We start from the raw sequence: 22,168 nt of genomic DNA, 5'->3' as shown, positions 1-22,168 counted from the left end.
GGCAGGTCCGACCGTTGCCGATCAGGCATGCAACTGACCAGCCCCCAGGGAAGAGACGAAGAGCACCCGATGACAAAACTGATTTTTGGCGCATTGACCATCCTCACCGCGATTGCCACCGCACCCGCCGCGATGGCGCAGGACGTCGCGGCCGGCAAGTCGTCGTTCAACAAATGCCTGGCCTGTCACGCGATCGGCGAAGGCGCCAAGAACAAGGTCGGCCCCGAGCTCAACGGCCTCGACGGCCGCAAGTCCGGCACCGCGCCGGACTACAATTACTCCGACGCCAACAAGAATTCCGGCATCACCTGGAACGAGGCCGTGTTCAAGGAATACATCAAGGACCCCAAGGCCAAGATCCCCGGCACCAAGATGGCGTTCGCCGGCATCAAGAACGAGACCGAGATCAACAATCTCTGGGCCTACGTGTCGCAGTTCGACAAAGACGGAAAGATCAAGCAGTAAGCGCGGGAACGGCGGCCGCTGGAGCTTCGGTTCTGAACCGAAGCTCCAGCTTCTCGTTTTGACGCGTTTTCTTCACGCGAACCGGCATCCACTTCGCTCGAAAACGCTCTAATCGGCGGTCGCCTGCGCCGGGACGATTTTCCCGATCATCGTCTCGATCTCTGTCTTCACGAGATCGGGCACCGCGTTCTGCACCATGTGGCCGAGATCAGGCAGCACGATCAGCTTGGCATTCTGCACGGTGGCGGCGAACGGGCGGGCGTGAATGGCGGTCTTTACCGTCTTGTCGGGTTCGCCGGCGATGATCGTGACCGGCGCCGTTATCTCGCCGTAGCGCGGAGCTTGCGCAGCCACCGCCTGCTTCAGCGACACCAGATCATAGGCATTGGCGATGAACTCGCGCGGGCGCAGCAGCAACGGCGTCGCGGAGTCCTGCACGAAACCGTCCGGCATCGTTTGCGGCAGGAAGACGTTGCGCGCGCCGGACTCGCTCAGGAAATAGCCTAGCGGGAGGGTTATGGTGTAGGCGAGCAGCGGGCCGATTACGGGCGTTGCGATGATCTCGTTGTAGCGGCCGACGCCGCCGCGCCAAGGATGGGTGACGGGCGCGAGCATCACAAGGCCCGCGACGCGGCCGGGATGATCGAGCGCCAGCCGCGCGCCGAGCGCGCCGCTCCAGGAATGCACCACGAACACCGCGCGATCGATCCCGAGCTTGCCGAGCGCCTCATCGATCATTCGCGCCTGGACCTCCGGCGTCGAATCCTGCCGCCGCGCCCGCGTGCTCCAGCCGTGGCCGGGACGGTCGATCAGGATGACGCGATGGTTCCTGGCGAGGAGATCGCCGAGCGGCCGCCGCATTGCCTCGAGGTTGGAGCTCGCGCCGTGCAGCATCACGATCGGCAGGCCCGAATCGCGCGGGCCGATATCGACGAGGTGAAGCACGGCACCCTCGACCTCGATCATCCGGCCCTGCGGTGGAAAGGCGCGTTGCACGGCGAGGACGCCGGCCTGCGTGACCAGCGCCAGCACAACCAGCGCGGTCACGACTGACATCACGATCATGGACGGAATCCGGGCGACCCAAGGCACAGGGCAGTTACGTGGCTTGCGGCCGGCAGTTTCGCCCGGGGAGCCCCCGCGCTCCACTTGAAATGCCGGGGCTGTGGATATGTGCATAATTCAAGCGAGAAAAACGCAATGAAATCAATACTGCTCCCCGGAGCACGCAGGCTTCGAAACAGCTTCATGCACTCGTCATCGCGGCTTCCTTATAATCGCCATGGTCGGTTCCGCCATTTAGACGCAGGTGGGCGCCGATCGTGCTCGCAACCCTCAGGGATGCGGGAAGACCGGCAGGATTTATCCTGATTTGAACCGGAGAATTTCGATGAGCCTGAGATCCAAAGATACTGCGATCGACGAGATCGTGGCAAGCTGCCACGGTGACCTGCGCGGTGCCGTGCGCGCGCTGCTGCTGATCAACGAGCACCTCGAGACGGAGCTTGCAAAGGCCTACGCCGCAGCGGTCGATCGCGGCCTCGCCGAGCGCGAAGGCAGCGTTTTGCACTAGATTGCTGTCGACCTAGTTCGTGCTGTCCTCGTCCTTTTCCTCGTCAGGCGTGGGTGCGGGACAGGCGCGGATGGTCGAACGGGCAAGCTTGGCGTCGGCCTTCGATTTGTAAGGACCGTCACCGAACCAGACGTCGCCGAAGATCACGGGATTGCTGGTCACGATGTTGCATTTTCCGGTGGCGCGATTGCCGACCACCCAGAACAGTCCGTCGGCGAGGCTCGCCGTGCCCGACGCCAACAGCAACATACCTGCAAAGATCAAACGCTTCATGGCTGTGCTCCCGCCATGAAGGTAGGCCTGCGGCGGTGCCATCCACACCCCTTGTAACGCGGCGCGTGTCATCGTGGTTAATCCGCCTGCGCCGCATTCGCTCGAGCAATGATCGACTTGTCCGCTAAATATCGCGGCCTTCGACCTTCTCGGTCAGCGCCTTGACCTGGTCGGGGATCTTCTCGAGGTGCGGATTGACGGCGAGCGCCTTGCGGTAGGCTTCGAGCGCGCGCTTTTCGTCGCCGACCTCCTGCATGATCATGCCGAGGCCTGCGAGCGCGCCGAAATGACGAGGCTCGCGGATCAACACCTCGCGGATGTCGGCGAGCGAGCGGCCATAATCGTTCTGCATGTAGTAGAGCGTCGCACGACGATTCCAGGCCTCGATGTAGTCGGGCCTGAGCTTGACGACCGAATCCAGCAGCTTGATCGCAACCTCGATCTTCTTTGCGTCGACGGCGGTCTTGGCCCGCGCCATCAGCAGCGCCGCGGTGTCGCTCGGGGTCTGGATCCAGATCGCCCAGATCCGCGCCTCGACATGCTTGGCGCTGGCTTCGTCGGGCGCAGCTTTCAGCGCGCCGAACAGGAAATCGAGATTCTTGGTGCGGTCGACCTTGGGCAGCTTGGCCGGCGCTTCCGGAAGTTTCTTCTGCTTGCCGGGCGGAGCCGGCGGATCAGCCTGCGCCAGCGCCGGAGCGAGGCCGGCGGCTCCCAGCACAAGAGCCAGACACAGGGTGCGCGCGAAGAGGAATCTCACTGCCATGGTCGAAGTCTAAACGCGCAAAGCCGCCCTTGCAAAGCAGGGGCGGCGTCAAACTCGTGTGAGACCGTGGTCTTGCGGGCGCGCGAGCGTCAGGCAGGGCGAAATCAGCCGCCCAGATCAGCCCTGGCGAGCCTTGAAGCGGCGCTGCACCTTGTTGATCACATAGACCCGGCCCTTGCGGCGGACCAGGCGGTTGGCGCGATGGCGACCGCGCAGCGATTTCAGCGAGTTACGGACCTTCATGGCAGAATCCTGAACGTTCGAAAGGCCGTGTTCGGCACTACCGTTTCGGCACGCGCGAATGAGGCAAAATGAGATTTTCCCGCTGGCGGACCGACCGCCCGGGACGGGGCGGTTCTTAAGGCATGGGAGGACCGGATGTCAATGTTAACTGGCCCGATCGCACCCAGCAAATTCAGGAAAACAACCCGATGCAAAGTAGAAGCGGCCGGATCGGGCTCAATCATCTCGGACGACGCCGATCCCACAACGCCTTGTCCCCACAATGCCTTGCCAAATTCGTTATATCATATAATCAATTCGACAACCCGTCGGGAGGAAACCCATGCCGAAGCTGAAGCTGCCGAACATCGACGACGTCGTTGCCATCGACATCCACACCCACGCCGAGGAGCCCTGCGGCACCCATCCCGACGACGGCTATGACGACTTCCAGGCGCAGATGGCGGACTATTTCAAGTCGCCGCACAAGCATCCGCCGACCGTGCCGGAGACCGCCGCCTACTATCGGTCCAAGAACATCGCCGCGGTGATCTTCCCGGTCGACGCCGAGCGCGAGACCGGCTTCCGCCGCTACAAGAATGAGGAGATGCTGGAGATCGCCTCCGACCATCTCGACGTTCTCATCCCCTTCGTCTCGATCGACCCGCACAAGGGCAAGCTCGGTGTGCGCGAGGCGCGCAAGCTGATCGAGGAATACGGGGTGCGCGGCTTCAAATTCCACCCAACCATGCAGGGCTTCTACGCCAACGACCGCATGGCCTATCCGCTCTATGAAGAGATCAACAATGGCGGCGCGATCGCGCTGTTCCACACCGGCCAGACCGGCGTCGGCTCGGGCATGCCCGGTGGCATGGGCATGCGGCTGAAATATTCCAACCCGATGTACATGGACGACGTCGCGGCCGATTTCCCCGAGCTCAAGATCATTCTCGCCCATCCCTCCTTCCCCTGGCAGGAAGAGGCGCTGTCGGTCGCGACCCACAAGCCCAACGTCTACATCGACCTCTCGGGCTGGTCGCCGAAATATTTCCCGCCGATCCTGGTGCGCTACATCAACTCGATCCTGCAGGACAAGATGCTGTTCGGTTCGGACTGGCCGGTGATCACGCCCGACCGCTGGCTGTCGGATTTCGCCAAGATCGAGATCCGCGACGAGATCCGGCCGAAGGTGCTGAAGGCCAACGCGCGCAAGCTGCTGGGGATCTAGGCGCGTACTCGTCAGCGCATCGAGGGCTTCGACGCTGCTATCGAAGCCCTCATGCTCCGGCCCTGAGGGCCTAAGACTTTGGCGCGGTGAATCTGATGGCTATGTTATGCGATCAGTTCACGCCTGCGAGGAAGCCGGCCAGGATTGTCCGGCTTTGGCTGAGCGTCTCGATACGTTCGTCGATCAGGCCGACCTGCTGAGTGAGTATTTTTCGCAGCTCGTTGCACGGCGTGAAAGCTGGATCGTTGTTCCTCACGCATGGGAGCAACCGCTTGATGGTTTCGAGCGTCATTCCCGCGCCGCCGAGCATCTTGGTGCGCCGTACGGTTTCCTCTTCGGCCAAGCCATAGTCGCGATAGCCGGAGTTCGTCCGCAGCGGCGTGAGCAGTCCTTCGCCTTCGTAGTAGCGCAGCATTCGGACGCTGACCCCCGTCCGCCGGGAGAGTTCGCCGATTTTCATCTGAAGCCCCTTGACCCTGACAGCACTGTCAGACCCTAAAGACTTTGCTCGTCCAAGTGAATGCCACTTGTGAAGGGAGCAACGATGAAAGCCTACCATTTGAATGGCCATGCTGGTGCTGGCCGCCTTGCGCGCGCCGAAATCAGCAAACCCGAACCCGCCAATGGCGAGGTCCGCATTCGGGTCGAAGCGGCAAGTCTGAATTACCGCGACCTCCTGATCCTCGACCGTGCAGGCCAAGGCGAGATCAACGGCCGCGTGCCACTCTCCGACGGTGCGGGTGTCGTTGACGCCATCGGCGCCGGCGTCGCGCAATGGCGACTCGGAGACCGCGTCGCTGCGTCGTTCTTCCGCGATTGGATCTCGGGGCCGTTCAAGTCCAGCTATATTCCGTCATCCCTCGGTGGCAACACGATGGACGGAATGCTGGCTGAGTATGTCGTGCTGCCGGCGACCGCGCTGGTCTCAGTGCCGGCCCATCTGTCCGCGGTGGAGGCAGCGACCCTGCCCTGTGCCGGCGTCACGGCTTTCCATGGCCTCATCGCACGCGGCGGGATGCACAAAGGCGACACGCTATTGGTCCAGGGAACAGGCGGCGTCGCGCTGTTCGGGCTTCAATTCGCAGCGGCGCTGGGGGCGCGTGCGATCGTGATATCCTCCTCGGATGAAAAACTCGCCCGCGCCAAGGCGCTGGGCGGCTCGATCCTCATCAACTACCGCGACACCCCTGACTGGGATGTCGTCCTCATGAAGGCGACGAATGGCGCAGGTGCCAGTCACATCCTCGAACTCGGCGGTCCCGGCACTTATGACCGATCGCTGCGATCGGTCGCTTCGGGTGGCAAGATCGTCCAGATCGGTGTCTTGACGGGGTTCGGTCCCAAGCCCGACCTCGCGCGCCTGCAGTGGGAGAATGCCGACATCATTGGTGTCACCGTCGGATCGGTCGAACACTTTGCCGCGATGAATCGCTTCCTGACCGAACACGCGATCCACCCGATCGTGGATCGGGTCTACGACTTCGACGACGTTCCCGAAGCGTATGCGCACCTGCGGACCGGCTCACACTTCGGCAAGATCGTGATCAGGCTTTAAAAGCGAGGGCTCAGTTCGCGTTTCCGTGTTGGATCGATACCGCGGCGCCTTGTATAGTCCGTGGACCGCAACGATCCCGGAGGACAGGTCAATTGAGTCTCAAAGCCGTTGTCTTCGATGCCTACGGAACGCTTTACGATATCCAGTCGGTCGCCGAGACCACCGAGGATGCGTTTCCGGGCTACGGTGAGATCATCACGCAGATCTGGCGAATCAAGCAGCTCGAATACACCTGGTTGCGCTCGCTGATGCGGCGCTACCAGGACTTTGCAGCCATCACGCGCGACTCGCTTGCCTATACGCTGCGCGTGCTCGGGCTCGCTTACGAGAATGAGGCATTCGAGCGCGTCGTCGAGAAGTACCTTCATCTCGATCTCTATCCGGATGCGACGGCGGCGCTCACGGCTCTGAAACCGCGAAAGCTCGCCATCCTCTCCAACGGCAGTCCGGACATGCTGAATGCGCTCGTGCGCAACTCCGGCCTCGACGCCCTGCTCGACGCCACGATCAGCGTCGACGAGAAGAAGATCTTCAAGCCGAGCCCGGAGGCCTATGAGCTGATCGGCGAGGTGCTCGGCACCGCGCCTGACGAGGTGCTGTTCGTCTCCTCCAATCCCTGGGATGTCGCGGGCGCGAAAGCATTCGGACTGAACGTTGCCTGGATCGAACGGGTGACGCCGGAAGCGATGGCGCTGGCTTGCGTCGAGAACGAACTCGTGGCACCGCTGACGATGTTTAAGGCGATCCGCACCCAGATGGACGAGCTCGGCTTTGCGCCGGATCATCGCGTCCGGGCGCTCTCGGAACTGCCAAGTTGCTTAGGCATCGCCGCCCAACGGTAAGTCTGGAATGAGCCGACCTGAATGAGCCTGGAATCCGTTCGCGCCTTCTTCGCCGAGAAAGCCCCCGACATATCAGTTATCGAATCCCCGATCAGCTCCGCGACAGTGCCGCTGGCCGCCGAGGCTTATGGCGTCGAGCCCGGACGGATTGCCAAGACGCTGTCGTTGCGGATCGGCGAGCGCGTGATCCTGATCGTCGCGGCCGGCACTTCGCGCATGGACAACAAGAAGGTGAAGGCGGCGTTCGGCGGCAAGCCGAAAATGCTGGGACTGGAAGAGGTCGCCGAGATCACCGGCCACGAGGTCGGCGGCGTCTGCCCGTTCGGATTAAAGGCGCCGCTGCCGGTCTATTGCGACGTCTCGCTGAAAGCGTTCGACGTGGTGGTGCCGGCCGCCGGCTCGACCCACAGCGCCGTGCGCATCACGCCGGAGCGGATGGCGGAGCTGACCCGGGCTGAATGGGTCGATGTCTGCGAAGTCAGGCCGTAAGGCAGCTGGGGGATGCCTGATGCATTTGCCGGTCAGGGACGCTAATGTACGGACCATGCCCGATGATAAGGTCAAACGGCGGCTGACCACCGTGCTATGCGCTGATGTGCACGGCTATTCTCGTCTCATGGAAGCAGACGAGGCGGGAACGCTGGAGACACTCCGCCGCTATCGCACGGCCATCGCGCGATTGGTGGAGCGCCATGACGGCCGGATCGTGAATACCTGGGGCGATGCCGTCATCGCCGAATTCGCCAGCGTCGTGGAAGCCGTGCAGTGTGCGGTCGAGATTCAGCAGGAAATTTCCAACCAGGATTCGGGCCCACCTCCCCCGATGCGGTTTCGCATCGGCATCAATCTCGGCGATGTGATGGTGGATGGTTCCGACCTCTATGGAGACGGGGTCAATATCGCGGCGCGTCTGCAAGAACTTGCCGAACCCGGTGGTATCGTGATCTCCAGCTCCGCCTATGATCAGGTGCACAACAAATTATCTGTTGGCTTCGACTGCCTCGGCCAGCGTCCAATGAAAAACATTGCTCCCGTGACCAGCTATCGTGTGACCATGAGCGGCCAAGCCGCTCAAGCACGGAGCTTTCCGCCTGGCGAACGCCTGACATCTCAGACCGCAAGTGCGGGCTCGCAAACTGACGCCGCGCACCGCGACAGATCCGAGTCATCCAATTGGATGGGCTTCGTTTCAGACGGACTGGCGAAGCTGCCCCGCCCGGTTGCGGCGGCCCTCACGGTGTCGGCCTTTCTGATTCTGATCAATATTTTCACCGGCATGCACAAGATCTGGTTCCATTGGCCGGTGGCAGCTTTGCTCTTCGGCGCCATCATGCGGACGGCGCTCCGGGATCGACCTGAGTCGGACGGCAAGGGCGAGCGCTGAACGAGGCGGCACAACCGCGCTTCGCGCCCACTGCTGCGCGCGCGCGCCCCGATCATGCTTGGGCAGCACTACTCGTCGCTATCGTCATAAGGCCGCGGCTGCGCCTGCGGAGGTGGTGGCGGCACATTGTTGTATCGCGGCGCCGGCGCGGCGCGATTGCCCGGAACCTGCTGCTGCGGCGGCATCTGGTTGTTGGACTGGAACACCGCGCGACAGCCGCTGGAGAGCTGGGGCGTATTCTGCCGCAAGCAGGCCGTAATGCGGCTCACATCAGGGATCTGATCGCTGCACAGCCGCCACACATCCGGCGTGCAGGCCATCTGCTGCTCCATGGTTCCGCGATACTCTTCAGCGGATGCAGCGCCTTGCGCGACGATGCCGCCGATTGCAAGCGCCACACCCAGCGCGATCCGCTCTGTTCGCATGTCCGATTCCTTCGCGAGTCTCTCGAATTCTGTTCAATCAATGAGACGCGGAGAGGTTCTGGACCAACAAGAAATTGTGAAAATGGGCCAGGAACCTATTCGACCTTGCCGATCTTCTTCACCGCAGCAATCAGCCGCGCGCTGTCGACCGCCACGAACTCGGCAAACGCCGGCGCGTCCTGATAGGCAACGAGACTGCCCGACGTTTCGAAGGCCTTGAGCACGTCGGGGCTCGTCATCACCTGCGCCATCGCCTCGCGCAGGCGAGTCGCGATCGGCGCGGGAAGAGCACTCTGTGCAAAGAGTCCGGCCCAGATGTACATCTCGACGTCCTTGTAACCGAGCTCCTGGAAGGTCGGCACATCGGGGAAGCTTGCGACGCGCTTGGCGCCGCATTGCCGAGCACGCGCAGCTTGCCGTCCTCCACTTGCGGCTTCAGCGTTCCCGGTGCGGCGGCGATCGCCTGCACGGTGCCGCTGAGCAGCGCGGTGAGCGCCGGTCCGGCGCCGCGAAACGGCACATGCAGCAGCTTGATGTCGGCGCTGCTCGCAAACATCTCCATCGCCACGTGCAGCGTGCCGTAAGGCCCCGATGAGCCGTAGGTGATCTGGCCGGGACGCTTCCTGGCATCCTCGACGAAATCCTGCGCGGTCTTCCATGGCGCCGAGGCGGGCACCGCGAGCAGCGTGGGATCGGCCAGCACCCGCGCGATCGGCATGAACTGCGAGAGCTCGTAGGCGACCGGACGGTCGAACAGCCGGTCGGCCTCGGGCAGCACCGCGAGCGAGGACAGCGTCATCAGCAGCGTGTAGCCGTCGGGCTCGGCGCGCGCCGCCGCGGCATTGCCGACGGATCCACCGCCACCGCCGGCGCGGTTGTCGACGATGACCGCCTTGCCGAGGATTCGCTCCAGCGCCTGTGCGACGGGGCGCGCCGCAAGATCCGCCTGGCCGCCGGCCGGAAACGGCACGATCATGGTGACGTTGCGAGAGGGATAGGCTTGCGCGAAAGCCGCGCTCGACAACACAGGCAACAACGGCAATGCGGCAGCCGCGCGCAGGACATCGCGTCGATCCATGGCAGATTTCCCCCTGTTTTCTTATTTCGCTGCCAGCCTAGCGTGACCGTCCGCAAGAACAAGCCGCGCGGCGGGATTAACGAAGCATTATCCATGTTCCGCCCGGTCAGGAACGCCCCCCTGGGCTCACCGTTGCCTCCCAGGGAGTGGAGCGATGAATAGACTTCAGACCATTGACGTGGCGCTGGACGAGATGCTGGTGAATCTCGCCGCCATCGTCTTGCGGCTTTCAAAGCCGGACGTGACGCGAACGCCGGAAGCGCGACGCGCCTTGGCGCAATCCGTGCACCAATACGCGGTCTGCGCGAAGCGTTCGCGCGATCCGCGTGTTCATGATTTGAAGTCGCAACTGGAGGAGACGTTGAAGCCGAGCTTGCGAATTGTGGTGCGTAATGGTGAGAAGGTGTCTTAGTCCAACCCGTCATTGCGAGCGCAGCGAAACAATCCAGAATACCTCCGCGGAGACATTCTGGATTGCTTCGTCGCTTCACTCCTCGCAATGATGGAGGTCGATGAAGCCGCTCGCTCTACGACGGCTTTTCTAAGACGGCTTTGCCTTTTCGCGCACTCGCCGCTTGCACGTCCCCGGCAGCTTCGCCGCGAGAAAATCACCGAGCGCCTCGACGCGCGCGGGGCGCGGGCCGCCAGGTGGCGTCACCAGATGCACGGCGCCTTCGACCTGCTTCCAGTCCTTCAGGATCACTTCGACCTCGCCGGAGGAGATGGCGTCACCGACGATGAATTCCGGAAGGTCGGCGATGCCGAGGCCGGCGATCAGCGCCGGCATCACCGCTTCGCCGTTGTTGACGCGGAGCTGTCCGCCCGGACGTACGCTGGCCTGCTCGCCGGCCGAGTTGGTGTAGTGCCAGACGTTGGGCGTGGAGAGATAGGCGTAGCTGAAGCATTTGTGCTCGGCCAGATGCATCGGATGCGTCGGCCGCCCGTGTTGCTCGAGATATGACGGCGCGGCCACCGTGAAACGCGGCATGGTGAAGAGCCGGCGGGCGATCAGCGAGGAATCCGGCAGCCGCGCGATCCGCACCGCCATGTCGAAGCCCTCGCCAATCAAATCGATGGTCGCATCGCTCAAGTGCAGATCGACCGAGACCTCCGGATACGCCTCGAAGAACTCCGGCAGCAGCGGCGCCACCGCCTTGATCCCGAATGTCATGGGCACGGCGAGCCGCACGAGGCCGCGCGGTGCGACCGATTGCGCCAGCGCCTCGTTCTCCGCCGCCTCGCCGTCGGACAGCAGGCGCGTCGCACGCTCGGCGAGCTTATGCCCGGCATCGGTCAGCGCGAGCCGGCGTGAGGTGCGGTTGAACAGCCGGGCGCCGAGCCGCTCTTCGAGGCGCGTGACCGCCTTGGACACCGTTGCCTTGGACATCGCGAGCTCACCAGCGGCCCCCGCAAACGACCGTAATTCCACGACTTTTGCGAAAATCGCGAGCGCCTCGAAATCGGGGAGTTTGGCCATGAAAGCGGATCCAATTGGGATGTTTAAGGAAACAATGTGTTTCGACAGTTTCTATTTCTATACCACAAACAGAGGCTTATCCAAGGGTCATCAGAAATTCAGGAATGGAGAAATCCAATGACCAAGAAGCTCTCAGGCAAGGTTGCCCTCGTCACTGGTGGCTCGCGCGGTATCGGCGCGGCCTCTGCTCGCGCCCTCGCCGATGAAGGCGCGGATGTCGCGATCAGCTACGTTGCCTCTCCCGAAAAGGCGGAAGCCGTCGTCACCGAGTTGAAGGCCCGAGGCGTCAATGCCCGCGCCTTCAAGGCGGACCAGGCCTCGGCCAAGGACGTGACGCAGCTCGTCAACGACGTCGCGAAGGAGTTCGGCCATCTCGACATCCTCGTCAACAATGCCGGCGTCGCGAGCGGCGGTGCGATCGATGACGCCAATGCCGACACCGAAGCGCTCGCCCGCCAGGATGCCATCAACGTGCATGGCGTGATCGCTGCGATCCGCGCCGCTTCGCAATTGATGGGCGAAGGCGGCCGCATCGTCACCGTCGGCTCGATGCTCGCCGATCGCGCCTCGTTCCCGGGTCTTGCGGACTACGTCGCCACCAAGGCCGCCGTGGTCGGTTACACCAAGGGCGCAGCGCGCGACCTCGGCCCACGCGGCATCACCGTGAATGTGGTGCAGCCCGGCTCGATCGACACTGACATGAACCCGAAGGACGGCGGCGAGTTCGCCGAGACCCAGCGCAAGCAGCACGCGTTGCAGCGCTTCGGCCGCCCCGAGGAAGTCGCGGCTGGCGTCGTGTTCCTCGCAAGTCCGGAAGCCTCCTTCGTCACCGGCACGGTGCTCAACGTCGACGGCGGTTTTGGCGCCTGATCAAGGCGCCATCCGCCAAAACAAGGAATTACGCAGATGATCGAACTCAGACCCTTCGCAAAGCTCGGCGGCGCCGATCACGGCTGGCTCAATGCCAAGCATCATTTCTCCTTCGCAAGCCATTACGACCCCGACAACATGGGTCACGGCGCCTTGCGGGTCTGGAACGACGACGAGATCGCGCCGAACACCGGCTTTCCCGCCCATCCCCACGCCAACATGGAAATCATCACCTATGTGCGCGAGGGCGCGATCACCCATCAGGACAGCCTCGGCAACGAAGGCCGCACCGAAGCGGGCGACGTGCAGGTGATGAGCGCCGGCAGCGGCATCCGCCACTCCGAGTACAATCTCGAGTCGACCAAGACACGCATCTTCCAGATCTGGATCGAGCCGACCGCGCGCGGCGGGCAGCCGACCTGGGGCTCGAAGCCGTTTCCGAAAGGAGACCGCTCGGGCAAGCTCGTCACCATCGCGAGCGGCTTCGAGCATGACACGGACGCGCTGCCGATCCGCGCCGATGCGCGGGTGCTCGCCACCACGCTGAAGGCCGGTGAGAGCGCCGAGTACGTGCCGCACAAGTCGCGGCACCTTTATCTGGTGCCCGCGGCGGGGTCAGTCCAAATTAACGGCGTGCGCGTCAACGCCCGCGACGGCGCCGCGATCCGCGACGAGGACAGGCTGAAAATCACGGCACTCGAAGATTCCGAGATCGTGCTCGTCGACGCGGCGTAACGGCTCTCTCTGTCATGGCCGGGCTTGTCCCGGCCATCCACGCCCCGCGACGAGCGAACAAGAACGTGGATGCCCGGGACGAGCCCGGGCATGACGACCCAAAAAAGCACTCACTCAATCCCATCGGAGACATCATGACCAAAGTTCTCGTCCTGTATTATTCCGCCTATGGCCACATCGAAACGATGGCCAATGCCGTTGCCGAAGGCGCGCGCGAAGCCGGTGCCACCGTCGACATCAAGCGCGTACCCGAGCTGGTGCCGGCCGAGGTCGCCAAGGCGTCCTATTACAAGCTCGACCAGGCCGCCCCCGTCGCCACGATCGACGACCTCGCCAATTACGACGCGATCATTGTCGGCACCGGCACCCGCTTCGGCCGCATGGCCTCGCAGATGGCGAACTTCCTCGACCAGGCCGGCGGTCTCTGGGCCAAGGGCGCGCTGCACGGCAAAGTCGGCGGCGCCTTCACGGCGACCGCGACCCAGCATGGTGGTCAGGAGACGACGCTGTTCTCGATCATCACCAACCTGTTGCATTTCGGCATGGTCGTGGTCGGCCTGAATTACGGCTTTGCCGGCCAGATGAAGCTCGACGAGGTCACCGGCGGCGCGCCTTACGGCGCCACCACGATCACCGGAGGCGACGGCAGCCGGCAGCCCAGCGCCAACGAGCTCGCCGGCGCACGCTATCAGGGCCGCCAGATCGCGGAGACAGCCAGGAAGCTGCACGGCTGAGCGCGGTTAAGCTTTACGTCCGAACCACTGCATGGCAGGTGCGATCTGGGCGGCATTCTCTTCTGGAGATGCCGCCCCATCTCTGTGGCCAGGATATTTCACCAAAAGCGATACGAATGGCTTTCGAACTCTTGTTGATCGCGCAGATGATCCGCAGGCCCGCTCAGGCGCTGGCGCGGCGCTGGTATTGCCGGAGCCTGTTCAAGGCCTCACGCGGCCGCTTTCACTGTGCCGGCTGCGCGAAGTCATGATGCTCTAGCCACTAGGCCTGCGTGATGTCCGCGTTGGGCTTAATGGGCGCAGTCGCGACAGGCGCCGGCGCTGTCGACAGCCACCAGCCCTCACCGGCGAACCAGCAGGTCTCGTCGGGAGCGCCCTCTCTCCGCAACGACTGCACGCCCTCCCACCCCCTTGCGAACGCCTCGGCCAGTCGCCGGGCGGCATCCGCGTTCTGCAATCCCGCGCAGCCGATGAATTGGGCACGCCCGAGGAATTTGGCGGGCCAGACCGCCCCCTCGTCGGGGCGCGTGATCATCAACATGCCGCCGATCATGCCTTCGGGCGCGAGTGGAAACACCAGCCGCCCACCGGGCAGCAAGGCATCGAGCCATTCGGTGGCCGGCTGCGCCGCACCCGCGCAGACATAGATCACGTCGGCTTTGGGAAGATCGGACGCGATGCCCGATCGATCCCGCACGTCCGTATGGGCGATGTCCTTCAGATTCTCGCGCGCGAGGCCTGCCAGACGTTCGTCGATCTCGTAGGCATGGACGCGGCCGCCGGGGCCGACGAGATGCGCGAGGATTGCGGTGTAATAGCCGCTCCCCGCGCCGATCTGGATCACAGTCTCGCCTTCCTTCACCGCGCAACCGCTGAGCCAATAGGCGTGCGCGCCGGGCATCCCGATATTGAGACCCCGCGCGCTGTCGAGCGCGAGCAGCGTGTTCTGATAGAGGAAAGCGGGATCATCATCGGGTGTGACAACATAGGGGTGGCCGCCAACCGAGATCGACCACGGCCCGGGTCCGGCGAACGTCTCGCGCCTGACGGTGCGAAACGCTTCTTCGATACGGGGGTCCGCGGCCCTCGCCGCGGCGCTGATCAACTGTGCATAGAATGCGCGATATTTTGCCGAACGATCTTCCATGTCGCCTCCGGGAAACAGGCGACGATAACACAACGATTGCGATAATCGAGTGACCCTACAATCCAGGGCGGCGCGTCAGCGCGTCCTCTTGCCCATCGCCTGCGCCGCAAAGGCGGCAAGCCTGGGGTGACGACGCAGGCCCTGCGCGGCGTGGTCGCGCCACGCGAAGGGCATGCCGCGCCAGGACAGCGCGACGCTGACATCCGTCAGCGGCACCGGCTCGGCGCCGAAGCGGCGCTTGTAGTCCTGGTTGCCGATGCTGAGGTCGAAACGGCGCACGCCTTCCGCATGCAGCGCCGCCATAGTGCGCTCGGTCACGAGCAGCCCCGGCGAGCAGTTCGACCAGGAATCGCCGGTGTGGCTGATGCGCAGCAGGAAATAGGTCTCACCGAACCTGACGCCGAGCGCGGTGGCGACAATGGCCTCGTCGCAAACCAGCGCCGAGATGACGGCATAACCGTTCGCGACGCCCCGACGCGCGACCTCGCGATAGAACTGCGCATGGGTTTCGTCGTTGAGGACGAAGCGCGAGCCGAGCTTTCGCATGCGCGCCTGCTGCTGGGCATCCATCACGTCCAGCAGCTCGCGCGCACGCGCGACATCGGTGGCGATCTCGAATCGCGCGCCGGCGTGACGGTTGAAGACGCGCCAGCAGCGTGGCATCTGCATGCGCTTGATCGAGGCCTGGTAATCTTCATAGTCGTCGCCGGTCAGCACGAGGTTGCCGTTGAGCGAGCAGGACCCGATCCGGCCGAGCGACACCAGCGGGTTCGGGTTGCCGCCGATCTGGGCCGGCATCTTCTTCAGGCGCAGCAAATCGAAGCGGTCCGGCAATGCGCGCAATGCGTCGATCAGCGCCGTGCCGATCGCATCCGCCGCCGCCGCGTCCAACGCGGCATCGAGCGCCAGGATCGGCGCGTTGTTGTCGGAAACGCCGAGATCGGCGAATTCGACGATGCGGATGCCGCGCCTGAGGTGGCTGATCATCGGCACGATTGCGATGTCCCTGCCGGTCGTGGCATCGGAGATCAATGCAATCAGCGGCGAGAGATCGTGGAACGCCTCGTACCAGGCGCCGAGCCAGTAGCCATGCTGGAATGCAGTGCGATGGCCTGCGTTCAGGCGCGATGCGGCCCGCGGCCAATCACGCACGAAATCGACCGCGATTGCCGACGCGCTGGACACAAGACCATCTGGTTGCTCGACGCTGAGGATCGTCATCCGCGGGACATACGATTACTGGGCGTTTCCAGATAGATTATGTTTTGTCGCGGCCACAAGTGAGCTCACAGCTTATCGTTAAGCCGATGCCATTGCGGCGGCACCGGCTGCGACAAGTCGTCCGGTTCCATTTCCGCGACGCATTGGAACCTGGCCAGGAAGTGCAGGCCGGCCACGGCAACAGTGAACATGAACCAGATCGGATTTTGCCGTTCGAGCAAGAAGGTCTCGGTGGCCCCGTAATACAGGCCGAACAGCCATACGGTCAGGAACAGCTTTGCCAACGCACCGCTGCGGTTGTGAGTTCGGGCCGTCTGGAAATTGCCGAGCGGCGCGAGCACGAAGACGAGGATCACCAGCAACAGCCCCGGCAGGCCGATGGTGACCGCGAGGTCGAGATAGCTGTTGTGGCTGTGCGCCGCGCTCGTCGCCCATTCGGCGCCCTGGGCGGTCTGCCGCGCGGTCACGTCGTCCCAGAACGCGGCGTAGCCGTGACCGATGATCGGCTTCTCCGCGACAGCTGCGAGCGCGAACTCCCAGATGGCGGAACGGCCGGTGAAGGTGGGATCGAGCGGAAGCAGCCGCGTCATCGCTCCGAGCGCCGGGCTCATGACGCTGCCGACCGTCAGCAGGTTCATCGCGATCAGCGGCACGAAGCAGATGATCCGCTTCAGCCACAGGCCCGGCGTCACGCAGACCAGCGAGGCGAGCGCATAAATCGCAAGGCACAGTACCGACGACGTCTTGCCGCCGGTGAAGATCAGGAAGATTCCAGCCAGCGCGGCGATGGCCGGCCCCATCAAGAACGAACCAATGGCAGACAGGTAAATGCCGACATAAATCAGGATGGTCATCACCGGCGAAGCGATGTTCTTGTGACCAAAGCTGCCGCGCCAGTCGCCGGCCAACTGCGGCTCGGTGACGTCGAGTGCGGTGTGGATCGAGTATTGCGGCGCCACGAAGACGCCGAGATAGCAGAGCGCAAGCAGTACGAGGGCGGCGCCGCCGAGGCACAGGTTGAAGCTGCGCTGCGTCGGCGGCAGCAACGGCAACAGCACCGCGAGCGACATCACGCTGGCTGCGAGCATGAAGCGCTGCATCGAGACTCCGCGATTCTCGGAGAAGACGATGCTGATCAACAGCCAGCCGACCAGGCAGAGATGCAGCGGCGTCACCAGCGTCTTAAGCGCGGGCGCATCCGTTGCGGCGACCAACAGGACTGCGAGCGCGGCCAGCAGGCCCCAGGCGACATAAGTGAGCGCCATTCGTCCGCCGACGACGGTGGTGACATCCTCGCTGCGCAGGTCGGGAAACGGATCGAGCGTCACCAGCACGAGGAGCAGCGCTGCGACTGCGACGAGGCAGCGCGCCGCCCGCACGGCGTCGACCCCTGCAAGCCCATCGCGCAGGACGCCGCCGAACGATCGGGCCTCGACGTCGGTCATGTCAATGGCGCTGCGATCCATGGCTCAAGGCTGGTGGTGAAGCCCGGGGGAAGCTCGAAGTCTTAGCCGATCCCTGTTAAGCATCCGTCAACCAGTCCAGCGGGGCGCTGCGGCACCGCCTGCTGCCGCACGATGCTCCGCGCGATCTCGTAATATTGAAGCGCGCGCTGTTCCAGCGTCAGGTTGTCCAGCACGAAACCGCGGGGATCGAACGTATCGGCGGCGCACCCGGCCCAGAAATCATCCCAGCCCGCCTCAAACCCGGCGATGTCGACGAACTTGGCGCCGCAACGATCGTCCCAGTACGGCACCGACGACACCGGCGCGAATTGGACCCGATGCGGATAGTAGTCGGGGTCTCGCCACGGCCCGCCTGGATCCCAGGCCAGCACCGGCACGCCGCAAGACAATGCCTGCTGATAGGCGATGCCCTGGCTCTCGTTCTGGCAGAGGAAGATCATCGCACGCGATTGCGCGAGCGCGGCCCGATAGTCTTCTTCCTTGTAGCTGCCGTAACGCAGCTCGGCGAACGAGCGGCCTTCCCTCGTGAGCCGGGCGCGGACGGGTTCGATCAGCTCCGCCGCGTAGCGATCGCGGTCCCAGTGCACCTTGTCGTAGATCAGGACGTCGACGCTCTTCTGCGACGTCGCCGGCGGTGCCCAGAGATCCGTGTCGATGCCGATCGGCCAGGCCTCCGTGTCGGGCCAATGCGGCCGATACATGTCGGCGTACCACGGGCCGGGCACCACGACCTTCTTCACCGGCAGGCGCTTGAACAGGTCGGGATCGTCGAGCGGATGATTGTGGGCGGCGACGCCGAGCAGGATCGGATTTTTCCAGGCGAACTTGTCGAGCAAGAAGGTGCGGCCGATGATGCAGGCGAGTTCGCCCGGATGCCGCGCGATGTAGCCATAGTCGTTGACGCGATAGCGGATACCGAGCCGATCGAGCCCCGCACAGAGATTGAGGAACACGCGCAGCTGCCCGCTCATGCGCGGCTCGCCAAGCAGCATGCGACGCGCCATGCGCCGCAGATGCCGGTCGCCGGGAAACCAGCGATCATCCTTGTCCTCGTAGAACAGGTTGAGGACCATATCGTCGGGATCGTAGTCGAATGTCTTTGCGGGCACTGGTGTCCATCCGCGGCGGCCTGATGCGCATTCTCGCATGGGACCGGCTGTCGCACTCTTCCTAATTTGCCACAGGCTTAATGCCGGCGGCTTAACGCTAATTGACGAAACCAACGCTGCGGCAGCCTTCGTGGCGACGCTTTTTTCCCGATGCGAGTATCATCGAGGGCGGCCAGGGTTGCGATCGATCGCATTGCCAAGCGCAGATGCGCCCTGGTTAACAGACCGTTAAAGGCGAGCCGTATCTTGATCACCGCGGAAGACATTCTCGAATTGCCTGCCACATCGCGCGTCGTTCCAGCGGCGCGCGTCCCGCTGCAGGTCGGCTCAACCACGTCGGTGTCCGTCGTCATTCCGGCCAAGAATGTTGCGGCTTATGTCGGCGAAACCCTCGCCAGCGCACTGGCACAAACCGAGGTCACCGAAGTGATCGTCGTGGACGACGGCTCGACCGACGATACCCCCGCCATCGTCCGCGCCATTCGTGACCCTCGACTGCGCCTGATGACCAACGGCGCCGCCGGCGTATCGGCAGCGCGCAATCTCGGCGCGCAGCATGCGAACGGCCAATGGCTGCTCTTCCTCGATGCCGACGATCGCCTGCGGCCCGGCGCGGTCGCGGCGCTGCTGGCGGCTGCGCGTGGCGCGCCGCGAGCGGTTCTGGTCTACGGCGACTACAATACGATCGACAGCGAGGGACGGCAGATCGGCCGTCGGGATCTGCTCAAGGGCCGCCGCAAACCGTCCGGCGACGTGCTGGCGCGGCTCGCCGCCGGCAACTTCATCGTCAATGGCGGCATTGCGCTCGCACGTGCAGAGGCCTTCCGCGCCATCGGCGGGTTCGACGTCTCGCTCAGATATTGCGAGGACTGGCACTGCTGGTGCCGCCTTGCCGCGATCGGCGAATTCGAATTTGCGCCGAACCTTCTGCTCGACTACCGCCTTCACACGGCCAACACCATGAACGCGGCGGTGCGGACGCCACAGGATTTCTTTCCGGCGATCGCGCGGGTGTTCGACGACGGGCTGATCATGGCGCGATTGCCCGCGGGCATGGCGGCCGGGCTGCGCCAGGCCGCCGAGGTTCATCTCGTCACGTATTCGGCAATGCAAGCGGTCCGCTTCGGTAGATATCGCCAGGCCTTCGCCTATCTCGGGATAGTCGGGCGCCGCTCGCTCAAATCGCTGCCGCGTTCCGCGGTCAGGGTCGCCCTCGCCTGCTTCGGTATTTAGCCCGCCGCCTCGGCGTCAGGACACGATCTTCGAGGCCTCATAGGGCTTCGGCTCGATGCCGAACGCGGCGAGCGCCGAGCCGAGCGCGACCATCACGGGATGCATCGCGACGACGGCTTTCGACGATTTCAGCAGAGCGGCCGCGCGCAACAGCGACAGCGGCAACCTCCCGAGCATCTGCGCAAACACCCACACTCGCGCCGCAGCGCCCTGCGCGGCCTTGGACTGCACACGATAATTGATCGCGCCGATGCGCAGGCCTCGCTTCACGATCCAGCCGAAACTGGTGCGGCTTTGCGGCACGGTCTCGGTGATGACTGCTTCCGCCGTCCAGTGGAAGGTCATGCCGGCGTCGCGGCAGCGCACGAAGAAATCGCAGTCGCCGCCCCCGAGGAAGTTGAAGCGCGGGTCGAAGGCGGGACGGGCAAAGCTCTCGAACGCCGCACGCGTGATCAGGCAATTGCCGCAGCCGTAGATCAAGGGCACAGCGCCGCTGTAATCATAGGCGGGACAGAAAACGGGGTGGCGCGAAAGCCAGGGCATGCGGTGGTCCTCGAAGACCGGCAGCACCGGCCCGCCGACCACATCGGCGCCGGTCGCCTCCGCGGTGCGGACCATCAGCTCGAGCCAATCGGGCGAGGCAATCTCGTCGTCGTCGATCATCAGGAACCGGGTCGCGGCGGGAAACAGCGCCAGCGCCGTCTCGAAGGCGGCGTTGATCGCCTGGACGTTGCCTTGCCGTTTCTCGACCAGGCAGACACCCTGAAGTCTGCCATCGGCGAGATACTCCGCGGCCACCGGCGCGCTTTCGCGCCGGACCGCATCGTTCTCGGCCATGACGACGGCGAAAGAGCGCGGGGTGCGCTGGCTGGCGAGCGAGTCCAGTGTCAACCGCAGATGCTGCGGGCGGCGGAAGCAGGGGATGCAGACGACGATACCAACCGACAGGTCGATGATCCGGGAGCTGGCCGCGATCTCCCGGTTGGGATCGCGCACGGCATGCGAGATACGCGTGGCGGACAGGTCTGTCGGGATCAATGTCATGACGTTCTAGATGTCCGAGATAGATTGAAAAAGCCCTGCTTCGATCCCGGGATCAGCGCCGTCCCGCGACGGCACATCGCCCCGGGACGGATGCGTCCCAAAATGAACGGCCGGTTTGAGCCTGACGACGGCGCCAAGGCCGCCGATGTTCCGCCATCCATGCACTTAACCGCTTTCGGGTGTTTCTGCCGCGAAACCTTGCACGCGTGATACTGCAATTCGCGGTCCACCGTGCCGACGGCGGCTGGCGCGGAGGATGCCGTAGTTAACGCACATGCTCATTAACCCCATCGTAAGCACCGCGGCGGGTGAAGCGTCGCGGCATCGGATTTGCTCTACGGGCACACGAGATTTTTCCTGTAAATTTAAGTCGAACAAGCGCGGTCCGAAAAAAATGAACAAGCCAGCCACGATCGATTTCGCGACAACCACGGCGGTCCAAATTCCCGCGGCCATTGCACACACTCAGGCGCTGCACGATCTCGTCCCCGGTGAAGCCCGCGACAGCCTGCTCGCCGTTCACGACGTACTGCGCCGCGAACTGCCACGGGGCCAGCTCGCCACCTACGAAGCCGGAGGCGGCTCGTGCAGCGTCCTGCCACCGGAATTGCTGAACCGCAGCAAGGTCACCGTCGTCGACATCGACGAGGACCAGGTTCGCAACAACAGCTACGCGGACGAAGCGATCCTCGGCGACGTCCAGACCTACCGCTTCGGGCGCGAGACCTTCGATCTGGTGATCTGCTACAACGTGATCGAACATCTTCCCAAGGTCGACGCCGCACTCTTGAATTTCCGCGATGCGCTCAAGCGCGGCGGGATGATTCTGATCGGCGCGCCCAATCCGCGCTCATTGTCCGGGGTCGTCACCAAATACTCGCCGCACTGGTTCCACGTCTGGTTCTACCGGCACATTCGAGGCATCAAGGATGCCGGCCTGCCGGGCGAGCCGCCGTTCCCGACCTTCTTCCATCCCCTGGTGTCGCTGCCGAGGCTCGAAGCGTTCGCCGCCGCCAGTGGCCTCGAGATGATCTACCGCCGTGAGGTCGAGAGCCCGCGCTATCCCGAGATGCGCCGGCGCAAGCCGCTGTTCGCAGCCCTGGTCGACGCCGGCGCCGCCGTTCTCAACGCCGTGCTCCCGCGCGGGACCGACGTCCGCCGCGGCGATTATCACGTCATCCTGCGGAAAAGCTGACGGCCATGGTGCGCGCGCGGCCGATCGCAAGACCAGCGAAGCCTCGCGGCCACGCCGCACGGGGTAACGAACCGTTAATCTCTGAAGGACCGCGCCATCGCACGCGTCACGACGACGCGTCGAAGAGAG

General features: G+C 63.9%; 26 protein-coding genes and 1 pseudogene. 14 read left to right on the top strand and 13 right to left on the bottom strand.

What is annotated here, in order from left to right; translation table 11 throughout:
• The first annotated feature begins 69 nt into the window (after positions 1 to 69).
• Positions 70 to 465, top strand: a complete 396-nt coding sequence (gene cycA / locus IVA93_RS04730; protein WP_018453422.1) for a cytochrome c-550 CycA — start codon at positions 70 to 72, stop codon at positions 463 to 465.
• Positions 466 to 573: 108 nt separating this feature from the next.
• Here the strand turns inward: cycA and IVA93_RS04725 are convergent, their stop codons facing one another.
• On the bottom strand, positions 574 to 1,530 hold the full coding sequence (locus IVA93_RS04725; RefSeq protein ID WP_018453421.1) for an alpha/beta fold hydrolase: 957 nt from the start codon (positions 1,528 to 1,530) through the stop codon (positions 574 to 576).
• Positions 1,531 to 1,855: 325 nt separating this feature from the next.
• Here IVA93_RS04725 and IVA93_RS04720 point away from each other — a divergent pair, with 325 nt between their 5' ends.
• A complete protein-coding gene (locus tag IVA93_RS04720) occupies positions 1,856 to 2,038 on the top strand; it encodes a hypothetical protein (RefSeq protein ID WP_007596968.1) in 183 nt (60 codons plus the stop codon).
• Between the two features lie 12 nt (positions 2,039 to 2,050).
• Here IVA93_RS04720 and IVA93_RS04715 read toward each other — a convergent pair whose 3' ends face one another.
• From IVA93_RS04715 to ykgO, 3 genes are all read right to left on the bottom strand, one after another.
• Positions 2,051 to 2,311: a hypothetical protein gene (locus IVA93_RS04715; RefSeq protein ID WP_018453420.1), complete on the bottom strand. Its 261-nt coding sequence runs from the start codon at positions 2,309 to 2,311 to the stop codon at positions 2,051 to 2,053.
• A 124-nt stretch (positions 2,312 to 2,435) separates the two neighbouring features.
• A complete protein-coding gene (locus IVA93_RS04710) occupies positions 2,436 to 3,074 on the bottom strand; it encodes a tetratricopeptide repeat protein (RefSeq protein ID WP_026232527.1) in 639 nt (212 codons plus the stop codon).
• A gap of 117 nt (positions 3,075 to 3,191) precedes the next feature.
• Positions 3,192 to 3,317 carry a type B 50S ribosomal protein L36 gene (ykgO, locus tag IVA93_RS04705; RefSeq protein WP_006611362.1) on the bottom strand — a complete coding sequence of 42 codons (126 nt, stop codon included), beginning with the start codon at positions 3,315 to 3,317 and terminating at the stop codon, positions 3,192 to 3,194.
• 322 nt (positions 3,318 to 3,639) lie between these two features.
• On the opposite strand from ykgO, the gene IVA93_RS04700 reads away from it, so the two are divergent.
• Positions 3,640 to 4,524 carry an amidohydrolase family protein gene (locus tag IVA93_RS04700; RefSeq protein WP_247299343.1) on the top strand — a complete coding sequence of 295 codons (885 nt, stop codon included), beginning with the start codon at positions 3,640 to 3,642 and terminating at the stop codon, positions 4,522 to 4,524.
• Positions 4,525 to 4,636: 112 nt separating this feature from the next.
• Here the strand turns inward: IVA93_RS04700 and IVA93_RS04695 are convergent, their stop codons facing one another.
• Positions 4,637 to 4,984, bottom strand: coding sequence for a MerR family transcriptional regulator (locus IVA93_RS04695; RefSeq protein ID WP_018453417.1), 348 nt, complete (start codon positions 4,982 to 4,984; stop codon positions 4,637 to 4,639).
• An 84-nt stretch (positions 4,985 to 5,068) separates the two neighbouring features.
• Between IVA93_RS04695 and IVA93_RS04690 the strand changes: the two genes are divergently transcribed.
• From IVA93_RS04690 to IVA93_RS04675, 4 genes are all read left to right on the top strand, one after another.
• On the top strand, positions 5,069 to 6,079 hold the full coding sequence (locus IVA93_RS04690) for a zinc-dependent alcohol dehydrogenase family protein (RefSeq protein WP_026232526.1): 1,011 nt from the start codon (positions 5,069 to 5,071) through the stop codon (positions 6,077 to 6,079).
• A gap of 92 nt (positions 6,080 to 6,171) precedes the next feature.
• Positions 6,172 to 6,921 carry a haloacid dehalogenase type II gene (locus tag IVA93_RS04685; RefSeq protein WP_018453415.1) on the top strand — a complete coding sequence of 250 codons (750 nt, stop codon included), beginning with the start codon at positions 6,172 to 6,174 and terminating at the stop codon, positions 6,919 to 6,921.
• A gap of 21 nt (positions 6,922 to 6,942) precedes the next feature.
• On the top strand, positions 6,943 to 7,410 hold the full coding sequence (locus IVA93_RS04680; protein ID WP_018453414.1) for a YbaK/EbsC family protein: 468 nt from the start codon (positions 6,943 to 6,945) through the stop codon (positions 7,408 to 7,410).
• Between the two features lie 55 nt (positions 7,411 to 7,465).
• Positions 7,466 to 8,305, top strand: coding sequence for an adenylate/guanylate cyclase domain-containing protein (locus IVA93_RS04675; RefSeq protein WP_018453413.1), 840 nt, complete (start codon positions 7,466 to 7,468; stop codon positions 8,303 to 8,305).
• Between the two features lie 68 nt (positions 8,306 to 8,373).
• Here IVA93_RS04675 and IVA93_RS04670 read toward each other — a convergent pair whose 3' ends face one another.
• Both IVA93_RS04670 and IVA93_RS04665 read right to left on the bottom strand, forming a co-directional pair.
• Positions 8,374 to 8,730, bottom strand: coding sequence for a hypothetical protein (locus tag IVA93_RS04670; protein WP_018453412.1), 357 nt, complete (start codon positions 8,728 to 8,730; stop codon positions 8,374 to 8,376).
• 95 nt (positions 8,731 to 8,825) lie between these two features.
• Positions 8,826 to 9,808, bottom strand: a pseudogene (locus IVA93_RS04665) (tripartite tricarboxylate transporter substrate binding protein).
• A gap of 154 nt (positions 9,809 to 9,962) precedes the next feature.
• On the opposite strand from IVA93_RS04665, the gene IVA93_RS04660 reads away from it, so the two are divergent.
• Positions 9,963 to 10,220, top strand: coding sequence for a hypothetical protein (locus IVA93_RS04660; protein WP_026232525.1), 258 nt, complete (start codon positions 9,963 to 9,965; stop codon positions 10,218 to 10,220).
• A 129-nt stretch (positions 10,221 to 10,349) separates the two neighbouring features.
• On the opposite strand, the gene IVA93_RS04655 is transcribed toward IVA93_RS04660, so the two are convergent.
• Entirely contained in the window at positions 10,350 to 11,285 is a 936-nt protein-coding gene (locus tag IVA93_RS04655; RefSeq protein ID WP_018453409.1) for a LysR family transcriptional regulator, read from the bottom strand.
• Positions 11,286 to 11,402: 117 nt separating this feature from the next.
• Between IVA93_RS04655 and IVA93_RS04650 the strand changes: the two genes are divergently transcribed.
• The 4 genes from IVA93_RS04650 (at position 11,403) to IVA93_RS04635 (ending at position 13,883) form a co-directional block, all read left to right on the top strand.
• Entirely contained in the window at positions 11,403 to 12,155 is a 753-nt protein-coding gene (locus IVA93_RS04650; protein ID WP_018453408.1) for an SDR family NAD(P)-dependent oxidoreductase, read from the top strand.
• Between the two features lie 36 nt (positions 12,156 to 12,191).
• Positions 12,192 to 12,890: a pirin family protein gene (locus IVA93_RS04645; protein ID WP_018453407.1), complete on the top strand. Its 699-nt coding sequence runs from the start codon at positions 12,192 to 12,194 to the stop codon at positions 12,888 to 12,890.
• 134 nt (positions 12,891 to 13,024) lie between these two features.
• On the top strand, positions 13,025 to 13,624 hold the full coding sequence (gene wrbA, locus IVA93_RS04640) for an NAD(P)H:quinone oxidoreductase (protein ID WP_018453406.1): 600 nt from the start codon (positions 13,025 to 13,027) through the stop codon (positions 13,622 to 13,624).
• A gap of 31 nt (positions 13,625 to 13,655) precedes the next feature.
• Positions 13,656 to 13,883: a hypothetical protein gene (locus IVA93_RS04635; protein WP_157642889.1), complete on the top strand. Its 228-nt coding sequence runs from the start codon at positions 13,656 to 13,658 to the stop codon at positions 13,881 to 13,883.
• Between the two features lie 3 nt (positions 13,884 to 13,886).
• On the opposite strand, the gene IVA93_RS04630 is transcribed toward IVA93_RS04635, so the two are convergent.
• The 4 genes from IVA93_RS04630 to IVA93_RS04615 form a co-directional block, all read right to left on the bottom strand.
• Complete coding sequence (locus IVA93_RS04630) at positions 13,887 to 14,771, bottom strand: protein-L-isoaspartate O-methyltransferase family protein (protein ID WP_085350128.1); 885 nt, start codon at positions 14,769 to 14,771, stop codon at positions 13,887 to 13,889.
• Between the two features lie 75 nt (positions 14,772 to 14,846).
• On the bottom strand, positions 14,847 to 15,992 hold the full coding sequence (locus IVA93_RS04625; protein ID WP_247299339.1) for a GNAT family N-acetyltransferase: 1,146 nt from the start codon (positions 15,990 to 15,992) through the stop codon (positions 14,847 to 14,849).
• A 65-nt stretch (positions 15,993 to 16,057) separates the two neighbouring features.
• The gene (locus tag IVA93_RS04620) at positions 16,058 to 17,458 is read right to left on the bottom strand and encodes an O-antigen ligase family protein (protein WP_018453403.1); all 1,401 of its coding nucleotides are present in this window, start codon (positions 17,456 to 17,458) and stop codon (positions 16,058 to 16,060) included.
• 41 nt (positions 17,459 to 17,499) lie between these two features.
• Complete coding sequence (locus IVA93_RS04615; protein ID WP_018453402.1) at positions 17,500 to 18,567, bottom strand: glycosyltransferase; 1,068 nt, start codon at positions 18,565 to 18,567, stop codon at positions 17,500 to 17,502.
• 246 nt (positions 18,568 to 18,813) lie between these two features.
• On the opposite strand from IVA93_RS04615, the gene IVA93_RS04610 reads away from it, so the two are divergent.
• Positions 18,814 to 19,800: a glycosyltransferase gene (locus IVA93_RS04610; protein ID WP_018453401.1), complete on the top strand. Its 987-nt coding sequence runs from the start codon at positions 18,814 to 18,816 to the stop codon at positions 19,798 to 19,800.
• Positions 19,801 to 19,815: 15 nt separating this feature from the next.
• Here the strand turns inward: IVA93_RS04610 and IVA93_RS04605 are convergent, their stop codons facing one another.
• On the bottom strand, positions 19,816 to 20,844 hold the full coding sequence (locus IVA93_RS04605; protein ID WP_018453400.1) for a glycosyltransferase family 2 protein: 1,029 nt from the start codon (positions 20,842 to 20,844) through the stop codon (positions 19,816 to 19,818).
• 394 nt (positions 20,845 to 21,238) lie between these two features.
• Here IVA93_RS04605 and IVA93_RS04600 point away from each other — a divergent pair, with 394 nt between their 5' ends.
• Positions 21,239 to 22,039 (top strand): class I SAM-dependent methyltransferase, encoded by an 801-nt coding sequence (locus IVA93_RS04600; protein WP_018453399.1) that lies wholly within the window; start codon positions 21,239 to 21,241, stop codon positions 22,037 to 22,039.
• The last annotated feature ends 129 nt before the right edge of the window (positions 22,040 to 22,168 follow it).

The sequence above is a fragment of the Bradyrhizobium sp. 155 genome, from assembly GCF_023101105.1.
GTDB lineage: Bacteria > Pseudomonadota > Alphaproteobacteria > Rhizobiales > Xanthobacteraceae > Bradyrhizobium > Bradyrhizobium canariense_D.
The sequence above is the reverse complement of the archived record's forward strand: the minus strand, read 5'-3'. Positions and strand labels throughout refer to the sequence as shown.

What these genes read in the sequence shown, in the direction of transcription:
- IVA93_RS04700 (WP_247299343.1), top strand. Translation starts at nt 3,640, where the DNA reads ATGCCGAAGCTGAAGCTGCCGAACATCGACGACGTCGTTGCCATCGAC.
- IVA93_RS04710 (WP_026232527.1), bottom strand. Translation starts at nt 3,074, where the DNA reads ATGGCAGTGAGATTCCTCTTCGCGCGCACCCTGTGTCTGGCTCTTGTG.
- IVA93_RS04650 (WP_018453408.1), top strand. Translation starts at nt 11,403, where the DNA reads ATGACCAAGAAGCTCTCAGGCAAGGTTGCCCTCGTCACTGGTGGCTCG.
- cycA (WP_018453422.1), top strand. Translation starts at nt 70, where the DNA reads ATGACAAAACTGATTTTTGGCGCATTGACCATCCTCACCGCGATTGCC.
- IVA93_RS04625 (WP_247299339.1), bottom strand. Translation starts at nt 15,992, where the DNA reads ATGACGATCCTCAGCGTCGAGCAACCAGATGGTCTTGTGTCCAGCGCG.
- IVA93_RS04605 (WP_018453400.1), bottom strand. Translation starts at nt 20,844, where the DNA reads ATGACATTGATCCCGACAGACCTGTCCGCCACGCGTATCTCGCATGCC.
- wrbA (WP_018453406.1), top strand. Translation starts at nt 13,025, where the DNA reads ATGACCAAAGTTCTCGTCCTGTATTATTCCGCCTATGGCCACATCGAA.
- IVA93_RS04725 (WP_018453421.1), bottom strand. Translation starts at nt 1,530, where the DNA reads ATGATCGTGATGTCAGTCGTGACCGCGCTGGTTGTGCTGGCGCTGGTC.
- IVA93_RS04715 (WP_018453420.1), bottom strand. Translation starts at nt 2,311, where the DNA reads ATGAAGCGTTTGATCTTTGCAGGTATGTTGCTGTTGGCGTCGGGCACG.
- IVA93_RS04695 (WP_018453417.1), bottom strand. Translation starts at nt 4,984, where the DNA reads ATGAAAATCGGCGAACTCTCCCGGCGGACGGGGGTCAGCGTCCGAATG.
- IVA93_RS04670 (WP_018453412.1), bottom strand. Translation starts at nt 8,730, where the DNA reads ATGCGAACAGAGCGGATCGCGCTGGGTGTGGCGCTTGCAATCGGCGGC.
- IVA93_RS04645 (WP_018453407.1), top strand. Translation starts at nt 12,192, where the DNA reads ATGATCGAACTCAGACCCTTCGCAAAGCTCGGCGGCGCCGATCACGGC.
- IVA93_RS04635 (WP_157642889.1), top strand. Translation starts at nt 13,656, where the DNA reads ATGGCAGGTGCGATCTGGGCGGCATTCTCTTCTGGAGATGCCGCCCCA.
- IVA93_RS04680 (WP_018453414.1), top strand. Translation starts at nt 6,943, where the DNA reads ATGAGCCTGGAATCCGTTCGCGCCTTCTTCGCCGAGAAAGCCCCCGAC.
- IVA93_RS04690 (WP_026232526.1), top strand. Translation starts at nt 5,069, where the DNA reads ATGAAAGCCTACCATTTGAATGGCCATGCTGGTGCTGGCCGCCTTGCG.
- IVA93_RS04630 (WP_085350128.1), bottom strand. Translation starts at nt 14,771, where the DNA reads ATGGAAGATCGTTCGGCAAAATATCGCGCATTCTATGCACAGTTGATC.
- IVA93_RS04720 (WP_007596968.1), top strand. Translation starts at nt 1,856, where the DNA reads ATGAGCCTGAGATCCAAAGATACTGCGATCGACGAGATCGTGGCAAGC.
- IVA93_RS04620 (WP_018453403.1), bottom strand. Translation starts at nt 17,458, where the DNA reads ATGGATCGCAGCGCCATTGACATGACCGACGTCGAGGCCCGATCGTTC.
- ykgO (WP_006611362.1), bottom strand. Translation starts at nt 3,317, where the DNA reads ATGAAGGTCCGTAACTCGCTGAAATCGCTGCGCGGTCGCCATCGCGCC.
- IVA93_RS04600 (WP_018453399.1), top strand. Translation starts at nt 21,239, where the DNA reads ATGAACAAGCCAGCCACGATCGATTTCGCGACAACCACGGCGGTCCAA.
- IVA93_RS04675 (WP_018453413.1), top strand. Translation starts at nt 7,466, where the DNA reads ATGCCCGATGATAAGGTCAAACGGCGGCTGACCACCGTGCTATGCGCT.
- IVA93_RS04655 (WP_018453409.1), bottom strand. Translation starts at nt 11,285, where the DNA reads ATGGCCAAACTCCCCGATTTCGAGGCGCTCGCGATTTTCGCAAAAGTC.
- IVA93_RS04660 (WP_026232525.1), top strand. Translation starts at nt 9,963, where the DNA reads ATGAATAGACTTCAGACCATTGACGTGGCGCTGGACGAGATGCTGGTG.